A 19,826-nucleotide genomic window follows, 5' to 3' on the forward strand; every position below is an offset into this window, starting at 1 on the left:
CTTTTTTACTTCTGGGGGTATATAGGGTAAAATAAAGGGATAGACTACGAATTGAAGGATGAGTGCATTTTGAGAGAAATCGGTATTGAGACAGAATTTATAACTTTGGGACAATTATTGAAAATGACAGATACAATCAGTTCGGGTGGAATGGCAAAATGGTTCCTGAGCGAACACGATGTTTTCGTCAACGGAGAAGCGGAAAACCGCAGAGGCAAAAAACTGCGTCCGGATGACACAGTTTCAATTCCAGAGGTGGGAGAATTCCGTATCGTCGTCGCCGAAGGCATGAGCTTCGATGCGGATTGACCGTCTCGAGCTCCTGAATTACCGCAACTATGAAAAACTGGAGCTGTCGTTTTCCCCTGAGATCAACGTCTTTATAGGAGAGAACGCGCAAGGCAAGACCAATATCATGGAAGCATTGTATGTGCTGTCGATGGCCAAATCCCATCGCACTTCCAACGACAAGGAACTCATACGCTGGGATGCCGAATATGGTAAAATAAAAGCTGATGTGTTCCGCAAATACGGCAAACTTCCGCTTGAAATCACCTTGTCGAAAAAAGGCAAAACGGCGAAAGTCAATCACCTGGAACAACGGAGACTGAGCGATTATATCGGCCAATTGAATGTCGTCATGTTCGCCCCGGAAGACCTGCATCTTGTTAAAGGCAGCCCCCAGGTGCGGCGGCGTTTCATCGATATGGAAATCGGCCAGATTTCGCCTGTTTATCTGCATGACCTTTTGACTTACCAAAAGCTGTTAAAACAGCGGAATCATATATTGAAGCAACATTACGGCAAACAATCGATCAATGACGTCATGTTCGACGTCTATACGGATCAATTTATAGCAGCAGCGGTAAAAATCATCCGAAAAAGATTTCATTTTATGGAACTTCTTCAGAAGTGGGCGGCTCCGATCCATCAGGGAATTTCCAGAGGCCTCGAGCAGCTTGAAATCCGCTATCAGCCCATCAACGGTTTGGACCCGAATTGGACGCCGGAAAAAATGGCGTCTTTTTTAGGGGAAAAGCTGGTCGAGGTCAGAAAAAGAGAAATAGACCGTGGAGTGACGCTTGTCGGTCCGCACCGGGACGAGCTTCAATTCTTCGTCAATGGCTATGATGTCCAGACCTACGGCTCGCAGGGCCAACAGCGGACAACCGCCCTGTCACTGAAATTGGCTGAAATCGAGCTCATCAAACAGGAAGTGGGAGAGCCTCCGGTTTTATTACTGGACGATGTATTGTCGGAATTGGATGATTACCGCCAATCCCATTTGCTGAATACGATACGCGGTTCAGTCCAAACATTCGTGACGACAACCAGTGTAGACGGAATCCAGCACGAGACGATTCAAAGCGCCCGTCTTTTCGAAGTAACAAATGGGACCGTCAAAGAGTAAAATAGGAAGTAATTGCAAGTAGCCCAGTTCAATCCGAATAGCTGAAGGCTTGGCCGTCAATGGGCATCTACTGTAAATGGCGGTGTTTTTGTGCGGCTGGTAATGCTGATTGGGGAATTTTGCGTTTCATTAGATAAAAGTAAACAGTCCAGCTAGTTATAGCTTGTCACGGGAAATAGAAATGTTGTAAGAAAGAGCAGGTGGATGGAATGGCTATGGAAGAAAACAAACTTCAAGACTCATATGGCGCCAATCAAATCCAGGTACTGGAAGGGTTGGAAGCTGTTCGCAAAAGACCGGGGATGTATATCGGGTCGACTGGTTCACGAGGCCTTCACCATTTGGTGTGGGAAATTGTCGATAACAGTATCGATGAAGCGCTTGCCGGTCATTGCGATCAAATCAAAGTGACAATTGAAAAGGATAATTGGATCCGCGTCGAAGATAATGGCCGCGGAATTCCGGTTGGTATGCAGGAGAAAATGGGGCGTCCGGCTGTCGAAGTCATCATGACTGTGCTCCATGCCGGCGGTAAATTCGGCGGCGGCGGATATAAAGTGTCGGGCGGACTTCACGGAGTAGGTGCTTCGGTGGTAAATGCTTTGTCAGAAGTGACCGAAGTTTATGTAAACCGTGATTCAAAGCGCCATTACATTAAATTCGAACGCGGAGCGGTGACGGAAGAATTGAATGTCATCGGAGAATCCGACCACACAGGAACGACGATCCGTTTCAAAGCGGATGGCGATATCTTTAGTGAAACCACCGTTTATGAATTCGATATCCTTGATCACCGTTTGCGCGAACTGGCTTATTTGAACCGCGGCTTGAAAATCATTGTTGCGGATGAGCGCGAAGGCGAAGAAAAAGAGAAAAACTATCATTTCGAGGGTGGGATCAAGTCCTACGTCGAACATTTAAATAAATCGAAAGACCCGATTCATGAAGAAGCGATTTTTGTGGAAGCGGAAAAAGAAGGCGTTACGGTTGAAGTGGCGATGCAATACAATGCCGGCTATGCAGCCAATATTTTCTCGTTTGCTAATAATATCAATACCCACGAAGGCGGAACGCACGAATCCGGCTTTAAAACAGCATTGACTCGGGTTATCAATGATTATGGCCGCAAAAATGGCATGTTAAAAGAAGTTGATCTTAATTTAACAGGCGATGATGCCCGTGAAGGTTTGACGGCCATCATTTCGATCAAACACCCGGACCCTCAGTTCGAGGGGCAAACAAAAACGAAATTGGGCAACACCGAAGTCAGCACAATCGTCAACAACCTGTTTTCAGGCGGATTTGAACGTTTCTTGCTTGAAAACCCTGCCACAGCGCGCAAAATCATCGAAAAAGGGATCATGGCTTCCCACGCTCGTTTGGCTGCCAAAAAAGCGCGTGAGTTTACACGCCGTAAATCGGTCCTGGAAGTATCAAGTTTGCCAGGTAAATTGGCCGATTGTTCTTCACGTGATCCAAAGATAAGTGAAATTTACATTGTTGAGGGTGACTCAGCGGGAGGCTCTGCAAAATCAGGCCGTGACCGCCATTTCCAGGCCATTCTGCCATTGCGCGGAAAAATCCTGAACGTGGAGAAAGCCCGTCTGGACAAGATTCTCTCAAACGCGGAGATCCGTAATATCATCACGGCGCTTGGAACTGGTATCGGAGAAGAATTTAATCTTCAAAAAGCCCGTTACCATAAAGTGGTCATCATGACCGATGCCGATGTTGACGGCGCCCATATTCGTACGCTGCTGTTGACTTTCTTCTTCCGTTATATGCGTCCGTTGATCGAAGCCGGCTATATCTATATCGCTCAGCCGCCTTTATTCCAGATCAAACAAGGCAAGCACGTCGAATATGTTTATACCGATGCTCAATTAAAAGAAGCATTGGCGAACCTGTCGAACAATCCGAAACCGAATATCCAGCGCTACAAAGGTCTTGGTGAGATGAATGCGACACAGCTTTGGGACACGACAATGGATCCGGATGTCCGGACATTACTGCAGGTAACATTGAACGATGCAATGACGGCTGATGAGACATTCCACATTCTAATGGGGGATGACGTTGAACCACGCCGGAACTTTATAGAAGAAAACGCCCGTTACGTTAAGAATTTGGATGTGTAAGCTGATTCAGGTGAGAGGAGGCTGCGGAAATGGCGGAAAGGCCTAGCAGTGGAGTTGAAGAAATAAATATAAGTACAGAGATGCGCACATCGTTTTTGGATTATGCGATGAGCGTTATCGTATCCCGTGCTTTGCCGGATGTTCGTGATGGATTGAAACCGGTCCATCGACGCATCCTATATGCAATGCATGATCTCGGAATCACTTCCGATAAAGCCTATAAAAAATCAGCACGTATCGTTGGGGATGTAATCGGTAAATACCACCCCCATGGTGACAGTGCGGTTTACGAGACAATGGTAAGAATGGCGCAGGATTTCAGTTACCGCTATATGCTGGTTGATGGGCACGGAAACTTCGGGTCTGTCGATGGCGATGCAGCAGCTGCCATGCGTTATACCGAGTCCAGAATGTCCAAAATCGCAATGGAATTATTGCGTGATCTGAATAAAAACACGATTGATTATAGAGAAAACTATGATGGACAAGAAAAAGAACCAGTCGTGTTGCCAGCCCGTTTCCCGAACTTATTGGTAAACGGAACTTCCGGTATTGCGGTAGGTATGGCTACGAATATTCCACCGCATAACCTTGGGGAAACTATCGATGCTGTTTTGGCATTGGCAGAAAATCCGGCGATTACCACGGAAGAATTGCTTGAATTTATTCCCGGACCGGATTTTCCGACGGGTGGGATTATTCTTGGCCGCAGCGGCATTCGCCGTGCCTATGAAACCGGAAAAGGCTCTGTATTGATCCGTTCGGTAGTGGAAATTGAAACGAAACCGAACGGCCGTGAAACGATCCTAATCCATGAATTGCCATTTCAGGTCAATAAAGCACGCCTTATAGAAAAAATCGCCGAATTGGTGCGGGACAAGAAAATTGATGGCATTACGGACCTTCGTGATGAATCCGACCGTAACGGCATGCGTGTTGTTATTGAAGTTCGCCGCGATGCAAGTGCTAATGTTCTATTGAATAACCTTTACAAGCAAACAGCGATGCAGACAAGCTTTGGCATCAATATGCTGGCTCTTGTAGATGGTCATCCAAAGGTTCTTAGCTTACGCGATGTACTTTTCCATTATTTGGAACATCAAAAAGTAGTTATCCGTCGCCGTACGCAGTTCGATTTGCAAAAAGCGGAAGACCGCGCGCATATTTTGGAAGGGTTGCGCATTGCACTGGATCATATCGATGCAATTATTGCATTAATACGTGGATCCCAGACAGCAGAAGAAGCCCGGAATGGCTTGATGAATGATTTCAAACTTTCCGAGCGCCAATCACAGGCAATTCTTGATATGCGCCTCCAGCGCTTAACCGGCCTGGAACGCGATAAAATCGAAGATGAATATCTTGGGTTGGTAAAAATAATCGAAGAACTTCGTGAAATTTTGGCAAACGAATATCGAATTCTTGAAATTATCCGTGAAGAAATGTTAGAGATTAAAGAGCGTTTCAATGATGAAAGAAGAACTGAAATCACTACGGGCGGCTCTGAAATGTTCGAAGACGAAGATTTGATTCCACGAGAAGACTCAGTTCTTACATTGACGCATAACGGCTATATCAAGCGTTTGCCTGCTAACACTTACCGCAGCCAAAAACGCGGAGGACGCGGCGTTCAGGGGATGGGCACAAATGAAGACGATTTTGTAGAACACCTTCTATATACCTCAACCCATGACACGATTCTGTTCTTTACAAACAAAGGGAAAGTCTACCGCAAAAAAGGCTATCAGATTCCAGAATACGGCCGTACGGCAAAAGGGCTTCCATTGGTGAATCTGCTGGAAATCGGAAAGGAAGAAAAAGTTACTGCTGTAATCCGTGTAGAAGAATTCACGGAAGATGCATTCTTCTTCTTTACTACCCGTGACGGAGTCAGCAAACGGACTCCGGTTACAAATTATGCTAATATACGTCAAAATGGTCTGATTGCCATCGGCTTGCGTGAAGAAGATGAGCTGATTTCAGTCAAACTGACAGACGGTACTAAAGAAATGGTTATCGGAACGCGCAACGGGGCATTGATCCGTTTCCCGGAAACTGATATTCGCAGCATGGGCCGGACAGCAAGCGGCGTCCGCGGCATCCGTCTCCGTGAAGGCGATAAAGTAGTCGGCATGGAAATCTTAGATCCTGAAGATTATGTTTTGGTCATTACTGAAAATGGCTACGGCAAACAGACAAAAGAATCCGAATACCGCGTTCAGTCACGCGGTGGTATGGGAATTAAAACGTGCCAGATCACGGAAAAGAACGGACCACTTGTTGCAGTTCGGACAGTTAATGGTACAGAGGATATCATGTTGATCACCATCAATGGTGTTTTAATACGAATGGATGTCAATGATATCTCGACCACTGGCAGAAGTACGCAAGGTGTTCGCTTGATTCGTTTAAGTGAAAACGAGATTGTTGCAACAGTTGCTAAAGTTAAGAAGGACATCGATTTGCCTGAATCAGAAGAAGATGACATCGATGAGCTTCTTATAGAAGAAAGTGCAGGAGCTGACGTTTATGCGGATGGTGAAGTTGTGTCTGATGATATAGATGATAGCGTTAAAGAACTGCCTGATGAAACTGAAGAATAATTTTTGAGAACCCGCAAAGAATTTTGCGGGTTCTCTTTTTTGGGGACGTTTTAATTGACGCAATTATATTTTAATTATGCGGAAAAAGAATAGCTGAAAACAAATCGATCGGATCAGAAGTTTCTTTATGTTTTCTGTTGACGCAGTAGGAAAGGCGTGGTATATTATTTAAGTCGCCAATGAGCGCGGCGTTATGATTTGAACCTTGAAAACTGAACAGCAAAACGTCAACAAACAGCAACGGCCGCGCAAAACGGCCCGCGCAAACTTACTGATCAGCATCGCGCAGATCAAAGCGAATCGTGCGTCTTTTAGACCGCGATGCGCCAGCAAGTATTTGAGCAATCAACTACTCTATAATGGAGAGTTTGATCCTGGCTCAGGACGAACGCTGGCGGCATGCCTAATACATGCAAGTCGAGCGGAACCTTGGGAGCTTGCTCCCTTGGTTCAGCGGCGGACGGGTGAGTAACACGTGGGCAACCTGCCCTGCAGATCGGGATAACTCCGGGAAACCGGTGCTAATACCGAATAGTTTGCGGCCTCTCCTGAGGCTGCACGGAAAGACGGTTTCGGCTGTCACTGCAGGATGGGCCCGCGGCGCATTAGCTAGTTGGTGGGGTAATGGCCCACCAAGGCGACGATGCGTAGCCGACCTGAGAGGGTGATCGGCCACACTGGGACTGAGACACGGCCCAGACTCCTACGGGAGGCAGCAGTAGGGAATCTTCCGCAATGGACGCAAGTCTGACGGAGCAATGCCGCGTGAGTGACGAAGGTTTTCGGATCGTAAAACTCTGTTGTGAGGGAAGAACAAGTACCAACTAACTACTGGTACCTTGACGGTACCTCACCAGAAAGCCACGGCTAACTACGTGCCAGCAGCCGCGGTAATACGTAGGTGGCAAGCGTTGTCCGGAATTATTGGGCGTAAAGCGCGCGCAGGCGGTCCCTTAAGTCTGATGTGAAAGCCCACGGCTCAACCGTGGAGGGTCATTGGAAACTGGGGGACTTGAGTGCAGAAGAGGAAAGTGGAATTCCATGTGTAGCGGTGAAATGCGTAGAGATGTGGAGGAACACCAGTGGCGAAGGCGACTTTCTGGTCTGTAACTGACGCTGAGGCGCGAAAGCGTGGGGAGCAAACAGGATTAGATACCCTGGTAGTCCACGCCGTAAACGATGAGTGCTAAGTGTTAGGGGGTTTCCGCCCCTTAGTGCTGCAGCTAACGCATTAAGCACTCCGCCTGGGGAGTACGGCCGCAAGGCTGAAACTCAAAGGAATTGACGGGGCCCGCACAAGCGGTGGAGCATGTGGTTTAATTCGAAGCAACGCGAAGAACCTTACCAGGTCTTGACATCCCGCTGACCGCCTAGGAGACTAGGCTTTCCCTTCGGGGACAGCGGTGACAGGTGGTGCATGGTTGTCGTCAGCTCGTGTCGTGAGATGTTGGGTTAAGTCCCGCAACGAGCGCAACCCTTGATCTTAGTTGCCAGCATTCAGTTGGGCACTCTAAGGTGACTGCCGGTGACAAACCGGAGGAAGGTGGGGATGACGTCAAATCATCATGCCCCTTATGACCTGGGCTACACACGTGCTACAATGGACGGTACAAAGGGCAGCCAACCCGCGAGGGGGAGCCAATCCCAGAAAACCGTTCTCAGTTCGGATTGCAGGCTGCAACTCGCCTGCATGAAGCCGGAATCGCTAGTAATCGTGGATCAGCATGCCACGGTGAATACGTTCCCGGGCCTTGTACACACCGCCCGTCACACCACGAGAGTTTGTAACACCCGAAGTCGGTGAGGTAACCATTCGTGGAGCCAGCCGCCGAAGGTGGGACGGATGATTGGGGTGAAGTCGTAACAAGGTAGCCGTATCGGAAGGTGCGGCTGGATCACCTCCTTTCTAAGGATATTATCGGAAGCCAGACCTGCGGGTTTGGCGTTGACGTTTTGCGTTCAGTTTTGAAGGTTCACCTGCAGGCGATGCCTGGTGGCGTGACTTTCAACACTTGTTCTTTGAAAACTGGATAAAACGACATTGAAACAAAACGAAACAAGCGATTCATGAAGTGACACGATCACCAATCGGTGATCAACTTTTTAACAGAACCAACTTGGTTAAGTTAGGAAGGGCGCACGGTGGATGCCTTGGCACTAGGAGCCGAAGAAGGACGGCACTAACACCGATATGCTCCGGGGAGCTGTAAGTGAGCTTTGATCCGGAGATTTCCGAATGGGGAAACCCGCTGCCTGTAATGGGGCAGTATCCATGTGTGAATTCATAACACATGCGAAGGCACACCCAGGGAACTGAAACATCTAAGTACCTGGAGGAAGAGAAAGCAAATGCGATTCCCTGAGTAGCGGCGAGCGAAACGGGAACAGCCCAAACCAAGAGGCTTGCCTCTTGGGGTTGTAGGACACTCTATACGGAGTTACAAAAGAACGCGTTAGGCGAAGCGACCTGGAACGGTCCGCGATACCGGGTAACAGCCCCGTAGCCGAAAGTGTGTTCCCTCCAGAGTGGATCCTGAGTACGGCGGAACACGTGAAATTCCGTCGGAATCCGGGAGGACCATCTCCCAAGGCTAAATACTCCCTAGTGACCGATAGTGAACCAGTACCGTGAGGGAAAGGTGAAAAGCACCCCGGAAGGGGAGTGAAATAGATCCTGAAACCGTGTGCCTACAAGTAGTCAGAGCCCGTTAATGGGTGATGGCGTGCCTTTTGTAGAATGAACCGGCGAGTTACGATTGCATGCAAGGTTAAGGTGAGAAGCCGGAGCCGCAGCGAAAGCGAGTCTGAACAGGGCGACAGAGTATGCAGTTGTAGACCCGAAACCAGGTGATCTACCCATGTCCAGGGTGAAGGTAAGGTAACACTTACTGGAGGCCCGAACCCACGCACGTTGAAAAGTGCGGGGATGAGGTGTGGGTAGCGGAGAAATTCCAATCGAACCTGGAGATAGCTGGTTCTCTCCGAAATAGCTTTAGGGCTAGCCTCAATCTTTTAGAATCCTGGAGGTAGAGCACTGTTTGGACTAGGGGCCCATCCCGGGTTACCGAATTCAGACAAACTCCGAATGCCAGTGATTTATGATTGGGAGTCAGACTGCGAGTGATAAGATCCGTAGTCAAGAGGGAAACAGCCCAGACCACCAGCTAAGGTCCCCAAATATCCGTTAAGTGGAAAAGGATGTGGCGTTGCTTAGACAACCAGGATGTTGGCTTAGAAGCAGCCATCATTTAAAGAGTGCGTAATAGCTCACTGGTCGAGTGACACTGCGCCGAAAATGTACCGGGGCTAAACGGATTACCGAAGCTGTGGATGGATCTCGCAAGAGATCCGTGGTAGGAGAGCGTTCTAAGGGCGTCGAAGCGGAACCGGAAGGATTCGTGGAGCGCTTAGAAGTGAGAATGCCGGTATGAGTAACGAAAGACGGGTGAGAATCCCGTCCACCGAATGCCCAAGGTTTCCTGAGGAAGGCTCGTCCGCTCAGGGTCAGTCGGGACCTAAGTCGAGGCCGATAGGCGTAGACGATGGACAACAGGTTGATATTCCTGTACCACCTCCCGCCGTTTGAGCAATGGGGGGACGCAGAAGGATAAGGTGAGCGCGCCGTTGGTTGTGCGCGTCCAAGCAGTGAGGCGTGGAATGAGGCAAATCCCATTCCTGATACGTTGAGCTGTGATGGCAAGGGGCATTGCGCCCTGGAGTCCCTGATTTCACACTGCCAAGAAAAGCCTCTAGCGAGGCGGGAGGTGCCCGTACCGCAAACCGACACAGGTAGGCGAGAAGAGAATTCTAAGGTGAGCGAGTGAACTCTCGTTAAGGAACTCGGCAAAATGACCCCGTAACTTCGGGAGAAGGGGTGCTCTGGTAGGGTGTTACAGCCCGAGAGAGCCGCAGTGAATAGGCCCAGGCGACTGTTTAGCAAAAACACAGGTCTCTGCAAAACCGTAAGGTGACGTATAGGGGCTGACGCCTGCCCGGTGCTGGAAGGTTAAGGGGGAGTGCTTAGCGCAAGCGAAGGTGCGAACCGAAGCCCCAGTAAACGGCGGCCGTAACTATAACGGTCCTAAGGTAGCGAAATTCCTTGTCGGGTAAGTTCCGACCCGCACGAAAGGCGTAACGATCTGGGCACTGTCTCAACGAGAGACTCGGTGAAATTATAGTACCTGTGAAGATGCAGGTTACCCGCGACAGGACGGAAAGACCCGTGGAGCTTTACTGTAGCCTGATATTGAATTTTGGTGCAACTTGTACAGGATAGGTAGGAGCCAATGAACCCGGAGCGCCAGCTTCGGTGGAGGCGTCGGTGGGATACTACCCTGGTTGTATTGAACTTTAACCCGCACCCCTGATCGGGGTGGGAGACAGTGTCAGGCGGGCAGTTTGACTGGGGCGGTCGCCTCCTAAAGAGTAACGGAGGCGCCCAAAGGTTCCCTCAGAATGGTTGGAAATCATTCGCAGAGTGTAAAGGCAGAAGGGAGCTTGACTGCGAGACGTACAGGTCGAGCAGGGTCGAAAGACGGGCTTAGTGATCCGGTGGTTCCGCATGGAAGGGCCATCGCTCAACGGATAAAAGCTACCCCGGGGATAACAGGCTTATCTCCCCCAAGAGTCCACATCGACGGGGAGGTTTGGCACCTCGATGTCGGCTCATCGCATCCTGGGGCTGTAGTCGGTCCCAAGGGTTGGGCTGTTCGCCCATTAAAGCGGTACGCGAGCTGGGTTCAGAACGTCGTGAGACAGTTCGGTCCCTATCCGTCGCGGGCGCAGGAAATTTGAGAGGAGCTGTCCTTAGTACGAGAGGACCGGGATGGACACACCGCTGGTGTACCAGTTGTTCCGCCAGGGGCATCGCTGGGTAGCTATGTGTGGCCGGGATAAGTGCTGAAAGCATCTAAGCACGAAGCCCCCCTCAAGATGAGATTTCCCATTGCGCAAGCAAGTAAGATCCCTCAAAGACGATGAGGTAGATAGGTTCGAGGTGGAAGCGTGGCGACACGTGCAGCTGACGAATACTAATCGATCGAGGACTTAACCAAAACACCACTTTCAGGAACGCAATTGTTTCGCACGCTGTTTCAATGTCTGTTGTATCCAGTTTTGAGAGCGCAAGCACTCAAAAAAGTAGTCCAGTGACGATGGCAAAGAGGCCACACCCGTTCCCATCCCGAACACGGCAGTTAAGCTCTTTTGCGCCGATGGTAGTTGGGGGTTTCCCCCTGTGAGAGTAGGACGTCGCTGGGCATCAAAAAGAAAGGTCGTGACCGCGTAAGCGGTGACGGCCTTTTATTGTTTACAATTTTTATTTTATAGAAGAAAAATGAAGAGTGGTTGACAATTGCCAGTAGTCTTATTGCTTGTATTAAGCTCAGTTAAAATATAATCTTGAAATAACTTAGGAGGTTGATGTAGATGGATTCAATTTATGATTATAGTGTGAAAAATGTACAGGGCGAGATGGAATCGCTTGAAAAGTTTAAAGGCAAGCCAATGGTCATAGTAAATACGGCAAGTAAATGTGGGTTTACGCCCCAATTTGAAGATCTGCAAAAACTTTATGAAGAGTATCAGGAACAAGGTCTTCAGATTCTCGGATTTCCGAGCGCACAATTTAATAACCAGGAATTTGAAAATCAGGATGATACGATGGAATTCTGCAAAATGAATTACGGTGTGACGTTTCCTATGTTTGCGAAAGTTGATGTGAAAGGTGAAAATTCCGATCCTCTTTTTAAATATTTGATATCGTCACAAAAGGGTTTATTGACTGAAGGAATTAAATGGAATTTCACTAAGTTTTTAGTTGATAAGGAAGGAACTGTCGTTAAACGGTATGCTCCTCAAACTTCTCCCAAAAAAATTGAAGAAGATCTGCTGGCAATTCTTTAATGATTAGTCGGAATAGTTTTTCTATTTCTGATTTCTTGACACTCCGAATGCCCACTGATAACCTTACAATAATATTTAATAGGAAGCAGGAGGCGTGTCGATAATGTGGGAATCGAAATTTGTAAAAGAGGGTCTGACTTTTGATGATGTATTGCTTGTTCCGGGACATTCGGAAATATTGCCGAAGGATGCTGATTTATCGGTGGAACTGACACCGAAATTGAAGCTGAATATCCCGATTATCAGTGCTGGGATGGATACAGTCACGGAAGCGAAAATGGCGATTGCTATGGCACGCCAAGGCGGGCTTGGCGTCATCCATAAGAATATGAGCATCGAGGAACAAGCAGAGCAGGTAATAACTGTTAAACGTTCGGAAAACGGCGTCATCACAGACCCTTTCTTTTTGACTCCCGATCACCAGGTATATGACGCAGAACATTTAATGGGCAAATACCGGATTTCCGGTGTGCCGATTGTCAATAATGAAGAAGAATTGAAATTAGTGGGTATTATTACGAACCGGGACCTTCGGTTTATTCAGGATTATTCTTTGAAAATAAATGATGTTATGACAAAGGAAAGATTGGTTACGGCTCCGGTCGGGACGACTTTGGAAGATGCAGAAAAAATTCTACAGCAATATAAAATCGAGAAATTGCCGATTGTTGATGGAACCGGAATATTAAAAGGCCTGATTACAATCAAAGACATTGAAAAAGTCATCGAATTTCCGATTGCAGCAAAAGATTTCCACGGCCGCCTTCTTGTTGGGGCAGCAGTCGGAGTTACTTCCGATACACTTAGACGAGTTGAGCAGCTTGTGAAAGCACAAGTGGATGTTGTGGTATTGGATACGGCGCATGGCCATTCGAAAGGTGTTTTGGAAATGGTCAGTGCAATCCGCTCACAATTTGCGGATCTGACAATCATAGCGGGCAACGTTGCGACAGCAGAAGGAACAAAAGCTTTGATTGACGCTGGAGCAGATGTCGTTAAAATTGGCATTGGCCCGGGATCGATTTGTACGACTCGTGTAGTGGCGGGTGTTGGGGTTCCTCAGATTACCGCAGTTTATGATTGTGCAACAGAAGCGCGCAAACATGGAAAAGCGATTATTGCTGATGGAGGCATTAAATACTCGGGTGACATCATCAAAGCCCTTGCTGCTGGGGGACATGTCGTAATGCTTGGCAGTCTTTTGGCAGGAACAACCGAAAGCCCGGGAGAAACTGAAATTTTCCAGGGGCGCCGTTTTAAAACTTACCGTGGAATGGGTTCTATTTCTTCAATGGAAAAAGGATCGAAAGACCGTTATTTCCAGGATGAAGCGAAAAAGCTTGTCCCGGAAGGAATTGAAGGAAGGTTGCCTTATAAAGGGCCACTTACTGATACAATCCACCAATTGCTTGGCGGAGTCCGCGCAGGCATGGGCTATTGCGGAACAAAGGATTTGGAGTCATTGCGCAATGATGCACAGTTTATCCGTATGACAGGCGCAGGATTACGCGAAAGCCATCCGCATGATGTTCAAATTACAAAAGAATCACCAAATTACTCAATTTGACAAAAACTGAACCATTTAGCACTCTTTCCCATCTTTATTCGGTGGGAAAGAGTGCTTTTTGCATATATTTATTTCGGGACATTAATAATATGATAGAATAGCATGGGGAAACAGAATATTGGAGGTATAGAGAGAATTGAAGAGAGCTTTTAAGATGACAATGTTGCTTACAGTATTAACTTTATTTATGTCGACTATTATCGTTCCGCAACACGCGAACGCCAACGAATCATTGAATATACTGGCAGATGCCGCTATTTTGGTGGATGCTGAAAGTGGAAAAATTCTATACGAACAAAACGCTGACACGCCACTTGGTGTTGCAAGTATGACGAAAATGATGACGGAATACCTGCTTTTTGAAGCACTCGAAGATGGCCGGATTACTTGGGATCAACAATACAGCGTGACTGATTTTACATACCAGGTTTCTCAGGACAGAGCGCTAAGCAATGTGCCGCTTCGTGCTGATGGAACTTATTCTATAGAGGAATTGTATGAAGCTTTGGCGATTTATTCAGCTAATGCTGCCACGATTGGGATTGCTGAGACAATTGCGGGAACTGAAGGCGAATTTGTCCGCTTAATGAATAAAAAAGCAGAAGAAATGGGTCTTGAAGACACGAAGTTCGTTAACTCGACTGGCTTGAATAATTCCGATTTAAAAGGCATGCATCCTGAAGGTACTGGAGAAAATGATGAAAACATCATGCCTGCCCGTTCTGTGGCAAAGTTGGCGAAAGCATTGATGGATGATTACCCGGAAGTACTTGAAACGACAAGTATAGCCAAAGCGGTTTTCCGTGAGGATACGGATGATAAAACAGATATGCCAAACTGGAATTTCATGCTTCCAGGTTTGGTTTATGAATATGAAGGCATGGATGGGTTAAAAACGGGTACAACTGACTTTGCCGGCCATTCTTTCACCGGTACAGCGAAACGCGGCGATGTCCGTTTGATCACTGTCGTCATGAAAGCTGTAGACAGTGAAGGCGCTGGTTCTTATAAAGCCCGCTTTGATGCTACCCGCGCATTAATGGATTTCGGTTTTGGCCAATTTACAAAACAGGAAATCGTTCCTGCGGGTTATCAATTTGAAGACCAGCAAGCTCTGCCAGTATCAAAAGGTAAAGAAGACGAGGTCAATATCGCGGTTAAGGATCCGATTACGATGATGGTGCGTTCAAGCGAAAAAGATGCTTATGTACCCGAATTCGTAGTTGATGAGTCTTTGCTCGATAACGGCAAACTCGAAGCTTCTATTGAGAAAGATCAAGTAGTGGGAACCGTTAACCTTACGAAGGAATCAGGTTCTGATTATGGTTATCTGGAAGGTTCAGCGAGCGGCGTGGAAGTCATCACAACTGAAAGTGTCGAGCGCGCTAACTGGTTTTCCCTTTCCCTGCAGGCAGTTGGCAGCTTCTTTACTACCATGTGGACTGGCGCTGTTGATTTTGTAAAAGGTTTATTTTAATTAAAAGCAGTTCATCTTTCATTAGATGAGCTGCTTTTTGCTTTGCTGATTTTCCAGCTTGCCATGAGTTTATCGATGCCTTCTTCTATCTGCTGTTCTGACAGGCCGCCAAAACCGATTACAATACCGGGAGATGAGCTTTCAGATTTTCCGACATCATAGGAATGCAGTCCGAAAACTCGAATGCCAGCGGATTTTGCCCGGTCGATCAGTTCTTTTTCACTGAAAGGGCTCTGCACGGTCAAAACGACATGCATCCCGGCCTGTTCCCCAGAAATCGTCACGGCGGGCGCGAATGGAGCCAAAGAAACCGTCAATCGTTCCAGTTTCTTTTTATACAATTTACGCATGCGGTTGAGATGTCTGGAAAAATGGCCTTCTTTCATGAACTGGGCGACAATTTGCTGATCCAGCCTAGGCACGGAAGACGAGTAATGAAGAAAGGTTTTATTGTATTCAAGCAGTAAGCTTTTTGGCAATACCATATAAGCAATCCGCAGGGAGGGCATCAGCGATTTTGAAAAGGTGCTGATATAGATGACCCGGTCGCTCAGATCCATGCTCTGGAGTGCAGGAATCGGACGGCTGGTGTAGCGGAATTCGCTGTCGTAATCGTCTTCAATGATGTAACGGTCGGGTTTGGCGGTGGCCCAGTTGAGTAATTGGGCGCGCCGCGTCGCACTGAGGACCGAACCCGTCGGAAACTGATGGGACGGGGTAACATAGGGCACATCGACCGGCGAGGCTTCGAGTTCCGCGACATTGATGCCGTCTTCGTCGATAGGGATCGGCAGCGACTGGCGGTCGTGGTGGCTGAAAATGCTGTGTGTCAGGGCATAGCCGGGGTTTTCAAAGCCGAAAATCAGATTTTTAGGGAGCAGGCGAATCAATAACGGCATCAATTGTTCGGTTCCTGAACCGATGATGATCTGGTTCGCCTGGCAGACCACTCCGCGGGACTGGAACAGGTAACGGGCGATTTCCTGGCGTAGCATATCGTCACCTTGCGGGTGACCGGAAAGCAGAAATTCACCGTTTGATTCATCAATGACTTCTTTTGCCAATTTGCGCCAAGTCGAAAAAGGAAAAGATCCGGTATCGATCTGTGCCGGGTTGAAATCGTAGAGGTAATCGATCTTTTCTGGAATTACGGGCTCTTCCTGCGGCAAATCAAGGTAAGCGAGCTCCTCGACGGCCTGCGCGTAATAGCCTTTTCGAGGGCGGGATTCGATAAATCCTTCCGCCACAAGCTGGCCATAAGCCAGTTCGACGGTTGTTTGGCTGATAGCCAGGAATTCCGCCAATTTCCGCTTGCTTGGCAATTTGGTCTCAACGGAGATTTTGCCGTCGATGATGGCTTGTTTGATTTCGGTATATAGTTGTTTGTATATAGGGGTAGCACTGCTTTTTTTCAATTGAAACATCAGCATGTCCATTATTATTCCTCCAAACTGGCATCTTTATTGTATAGGATTTCAGATTATTTATGTGGTCAGTATAAGTATAACGGAAAGGGATAGTTTGGACAAAACTGGGTGGATTTGGCGTCCTCTTGCCAAACAGGAAGGATTATAGTAAAGTATGATTAATTTCAAAGAAGAAACGTTGATGGGAATTAGTAAAACGTCTGTTTTTCCAAAGAGAGCCGGTGGTTGGTGCGAACCGGTGAAAAACGCGTTTGAATCCACCCCGGAGTTGCATGGCGACATAAGCCATTGCCGGTTTTAATGCCGTTATGTGATGAAGAGAACCGGAGATTTTTACCGGTTAATCAGGGTGGCAACGCGGGTAGCTCTCGTCCCTTTACCAGGGGAAGGGGGCTATTTTTGTTGTCTTTTTTCCATTTGCGCCAAAAACAAGAGGAGGAATTTATCATGTTGGATGTCCGATTTGTACGGGATAATTTTGAAGAAGTGAAAAGCAAGCTTGCGAAACGGGGAGAAGATATTTCGGTGCTGGAGGATTTTCAGCCGCTGGATGCCAAACGCCGGGAATTGATTGCCCAGACGGAGAAATTGAAGGCGGAGCGCAACGAGGCTTCACAAAATATCGCCGTCATGAAACGCAATAAAGAAAACGCCGACGAAGCGATTGCGAAAATGCGTGAAGTGGGCGATGCGATCAAAACGATCGACGATGAATTGCGTGAGGTCGAAGAACGTTTGAACTTTATCATGATGCGTGTGCCGAATATTCCGCACGACAGTGTGCCGCTGGGAGATTCTGAGGACGATAACGAAGAAATCCGCACATGGGGCGACAAGCCGGAATTTGGCTACGAAACGAAACCGCATTGGGATATCGCAACGGATTTGAACATCGTTGATTTTGAACGGGCGGCGAAAGTGACGGGCAGCCGTTTTGTGTTCTACCGCGGACTCGGCGCACGCCTCGAGCGCGGGTTGATCAATTTCATGATGGACCTTCACCAGGAAGAGCATGATTATGAAGAGATGCTGCCGCCGTATCTCGTTAACCGTGAAAGTTTGACGGGCACCGGGCAATTGCCGAAATTCGAAGAAGACGCATTCCTGATCGAGAAAGAGGATTTCTTCCTGATTCCGACTTCTGAAGTGCCGGTGACCAACTTCTACCGCGATGAAATCCTGCCGGGCGACATGCTGCCGCAGGCATTTGCCTCTTACAGCGCGAATTTCCGCTCTGAAGCGGGTTCTGCGGGGCGCGACACCCGGGGGTTGATTCGACAGCACCAATTCAATAAAGTCGAGCTGGTGCGCTTTGTGAAGCCGGAAGACTCTTATGATGAGTTAGAGAAATTGACGGGCCACGCGGAGAAAGTGCTGCAATTATTGGGCCTTCCTTACCGCGTGCTGAAAATGTGCACAGCGGATCTAGGATTTACGGCAGCGAAGAAATACGATATCGAAGTTTGGATCCCGAGCCAGGAGATGTACCGCGAAATTTCTTCTTGCAGTAATTTCGAAGATTTCCAGGCGAGACGCGCCAATATAAAATTCCGCCGCGAGGCTGGCGGCAAGCCGGAATTCGTGCACACATTGAACGGCAGTGGGCTGGCAGTCGGTCGGACGGTTGCCGCATTGCTTGAAAACTTCCAGCAGGAAGACGGTTCTGTCCGCATTCCTGAAGTATTGCGTCCTTATATGGGCGGCAAAGAATTCATCAAATAAAACAGGGGAGCTCTGTAAGCATTGTGCTTATGGGGCTCCTTTTTTATTCTATGAAACAATCGATTCCTTTGATGCCGGAAAGGGTATGGAGAAGCAAAAGAATGGAAGGGAGTTTTTGATGTGGAGAAGATTGCATTCGAAACGATCCAAACAAATGGTGTCTCGCTGCATACGGCTGTGGGGGGACCAGAAGACGGCCCATTGGTGATTCTGCTTCACGGCTTTCCGGAGTTCTGGTATGGCTGGAAGCATCAGATCGACGCGCTGGCGGGTCGTGGCTACCGGGTGATGGCGCCGGATCAGCGGGGCTATAATTTGAGCAGTAAGCCGCAGGGAGCGGAAAATTACACGTTGGACGATTTGCGTGATGATGTGGCCGGCCTGATCGAACAGAGCGGAAAGGAAAAAGCGGTGGTCATCGGACACGATTGGGGCGGAGCGGTGGCGTGGCATCTGGCAGCGACGAAACCGGAACTGGTGGAGAAGCTGATTGCCATCAATATTCCGCATCCAATGGCCATGCCGCGCGTGATGATGCGGAATCCAATGCAATGGGTGAGGAGTTCGTATATGATTTATTTCCAATTGCCGAAGCTGCCGGAAGCGATGATGGCGGCAGAAGATTTCAGTTTTATGAAACAGGCGATGGCCGGCACAAGCCGACAGAATGTGTTTTCTGAGGAAGATCTGGAACGTTACGGAAGAGCGTGGGCACAGCCGGGAGCGCTGACCGGCATGCTGAATTGGTACCGGGCGTTGCCGAAAGGAAGTTTGCACCAAACGCCAAAAAGAAAAGTCGAAGTTCCGGTACGGATCCTGTGGGGAATCGGCGATCAGTTCCTGTCGCGGCAGCTGGCGAAGGAAAGTCTGAATTTCTGTACGGACGCTGAGCTGGTATTCATCGGACAGGCGACTCACTGGGTGCACCACGAACAGCCGCTGATTGTGAATCGACTGATCGGGGAATTTTTGGACGAAGAAAAAACGGAAGTGCTATAGCAGCTTCCGTTTTTTCTTCGTTTCCCGCAGGTTGCGGAAGAATTGGGTGAGCAACCCGCCGCATTCGTCGGCCAGTACATTCTCTTTGACCTCGCATTGGTGGTTGAACCGTTCGTCGTTCAGGAGTCTATAGAGTGAATCGACGCATCCGGCTTTCGCGTCCCGTGCACCGTAGACGACTCTCGGAATCCGTGACTGCAGGATGGCGCCTGCACACATTGGACAAGGCTCTAACGTTACGTAAAGGATGGTATCTTCCAGTCGCCAGTTGTCGAGTGCTTCACAGGCTTGCTGGATTGCCATCAATTCCGCGTGCGTAACGGCGTTGCGACTCGTTTCGCGGAGATTATGAGCGCGTGCAATGACGGTGCCATCATGGACGATGACGGCACCAATCGGCACTTCACCTTTTGCTCCGGCTTTATTCGCTTCCTCAATCGCCAATTTCATGTAATGCTGATCTAATTCCATGCCGTTCATGCTGCATCTCTCCTTCCATCCAGTTTAGCATTTTTCAGCAAACAGGGGCATAAAATGAAGAACCTTTTTAAATAGGACAGACCATTGATTCAAAGGCA

Annotated in this window: 11 protein-coding genes, 3 rRNA genes and 1 other annotated feature; of the genes, 12 read left to right on the forward strand and 2 right to left on the reverse strand. The window is 48.3% G+C overall.

The window, feature by feature from the left end; all coding sequences use genetic code 11:
* Window positions 1–69 precede the first annotated feature (69 nt).
* From yaaA to DHX103_RS07750, 10 genes are all read left to right on the forward strand, one after another.
* On the forward strand, window positions 70–309 hold the full coding sequence (gene yaaA, locus DHX103_RS07705) for a S4 domain-containing protein YaaA (RefSeq protein ID WP_422124690.1): 240 nt from the start codon (window positions 70–72) through the stop codon (window positions 307–309).
* Entirely contained in the window at window positions 299–1,411 is a 1,113-nt protein-coding gene (gene recF / locus DHX103_RS07710; RefSeq protein WP_422124691.1) for a DNA replication/repair protein RecF, read from the forward strand. The genes yaaA and recF overlap by 11 nt, the downstream gene beginning before the upstream one ends.
* 209 nt (window positions 1,412–1,620) lie before the next feature.
* Window positions 1,621–3,549, forward strand: coding sequence for a DNA topoisomerase (ATP-hydrolyzing) subunit B (gyrB, locus tag DHX103_RS07715; RefSeq protein WP_422124692.1), 1,929 nt, complete (start codon window positions 1,621–1,623; stop codon window positions 3,547–3,549).
* Between the two features lie 29 nt (window positions 3,550–3,578).
* Entirely contained in the window at window positions 3,579–6,152 is a 2,574-nt protein-coding gene (gene gyrA / locus DHX103_RS07720) for a DNA gyrase subunit A (protein WP_422124693.1), read from the forward strand.
* A 356-nt stretch (window positions 6,153–6,508) separates the two neighbouring features.
* Window positions 6,509–8,058, forward strand: a 16S ribosomal RNA gene (locus DHX103_RS07725).
* A 213-nt stretch (window positions 8,059–8,271) separates the two neighbouring features.
* Window positions 8,272–11,206 (forward strand): 23S ribosomal RNA (locus DHX103_RS07730).
* An 89-nt stretch (window positions 11,207–11,295) separates the two neighbouring features.
* A 5S ribosomal RNA gene (gene rrf / locus DHX103_RS07735) occupies window positions 11,296–11,411 on the forward strand.
* The 16S, 23S and 5S rRNA genes sit together here, the layout of an rRNA operon.
* 168 nt (window positions 11,412–11,579) lie before the next feature.
* Complete coding sequence (locus DHX103_RS07740) at window positions 11,580–12,056, forward strand: glutathione peroxidase (RefSeq protein ID WP_422121766.1); 477 nt, start codon at window positions 11,580–11,582, stop codon at window positions 12,054–12,056.
* 103 nt (window positions 12,057–12,159) lie between these two features.
* On the forward strand, window positions 12,160–13,623 hold the full coding sequence (gene guaB / locus DHX103_RS07745; RefSeq protein ID WP_422121767.1) for an IMP dehydrogenase: 1,464 nt from the start codon (window positions 12,160–12,162) through the stop codon (window positions 13,621–13,623).
* A 160-nt stretch (window positions 13,624–13,783) separates the two neighbouring features.
* Window positions 13,784–15,100, forward strand: a complete 1,317-nt coding sequence (locus tag DHX103_RS07750) for a serine hydrolase (protein ID WP_422124739.1) — start codon at window positions 13,784–13,786, stop codon at window positions 15,098–15,100.
* Between the two features lie 11 nt (window positions 15,101–15,111).
* Here the strand turns inward: DHX103_RS07750 and DHX103_RS07755 are convergent, their stop codons facing one another.
* Complete coding sequence (locus tag DHX103_RS07755; protein WP_422121768.1) at window positions 15,112–16,536, reverse strand: PLP-dependent aminotransferase family protein; 1,425 nt, start codon at window positions 16,534–16,536, stop codon at window positions 15,112–15,114.
* 160 nt (window positions 16,537–16,696) lie between these two features.
* Window positions 16,697–16,906: a binding site (T-box leader), on the forward strand.
* Between the two features lie 68 nt (window positions 16,907–16,974).
* On the opposite strand from DHX103_RS07755, the gene serS reads away from it, so the two are divergent.
* Entirely contained in the window at window positions 16,975–18,249 is a 1,275-nt protein-coding gene (gene serS, locus DHX103_RS07760) for a serine--tRNA ligase (protein WP_422121769.1), read from the forward strand.
* 120 nt (window positions 18,250–18,369) lie between these two features.
* Window positions 18,370–19,248, forward strand: coding sequence for an alpha/beta hydrolase (locus tag DHX103_RS07765; protein WP_422121770.1), 879 nt, complete (start codon window positions 18,370–18,372; stop codon window positions 19,246–19,248).
* Here the strand turns inward: DHX103_RS07765 and tadA are convergent.
* On the reverse strand, window positions 19,243–19,728 hold the full coding sequence (gene tadA, locus DHX103_RS07770) for a tRNA adenosine(34) deaminase TadA (RefSeq protein WP_422121771.1): 486 nt from the start codon (window positions 19,726–19,728) through the stop codon (window positions 19,243–19,245). The genes DHX103_RS07765 and tadA overlap by 6 nt on opposite strands.
* Window positions 19,729–19,826 lie beyond the last annotated feature (98 nt).

It is taken from the genome of Planococcus daihaiensis (assembly GCF_049262615.1).
In the GTDB taxonomy this organism is placed as follows: Bacteria; Bacillota; Bacilli; order Bacillales_A; family Planococcaceae; genus Planococcus.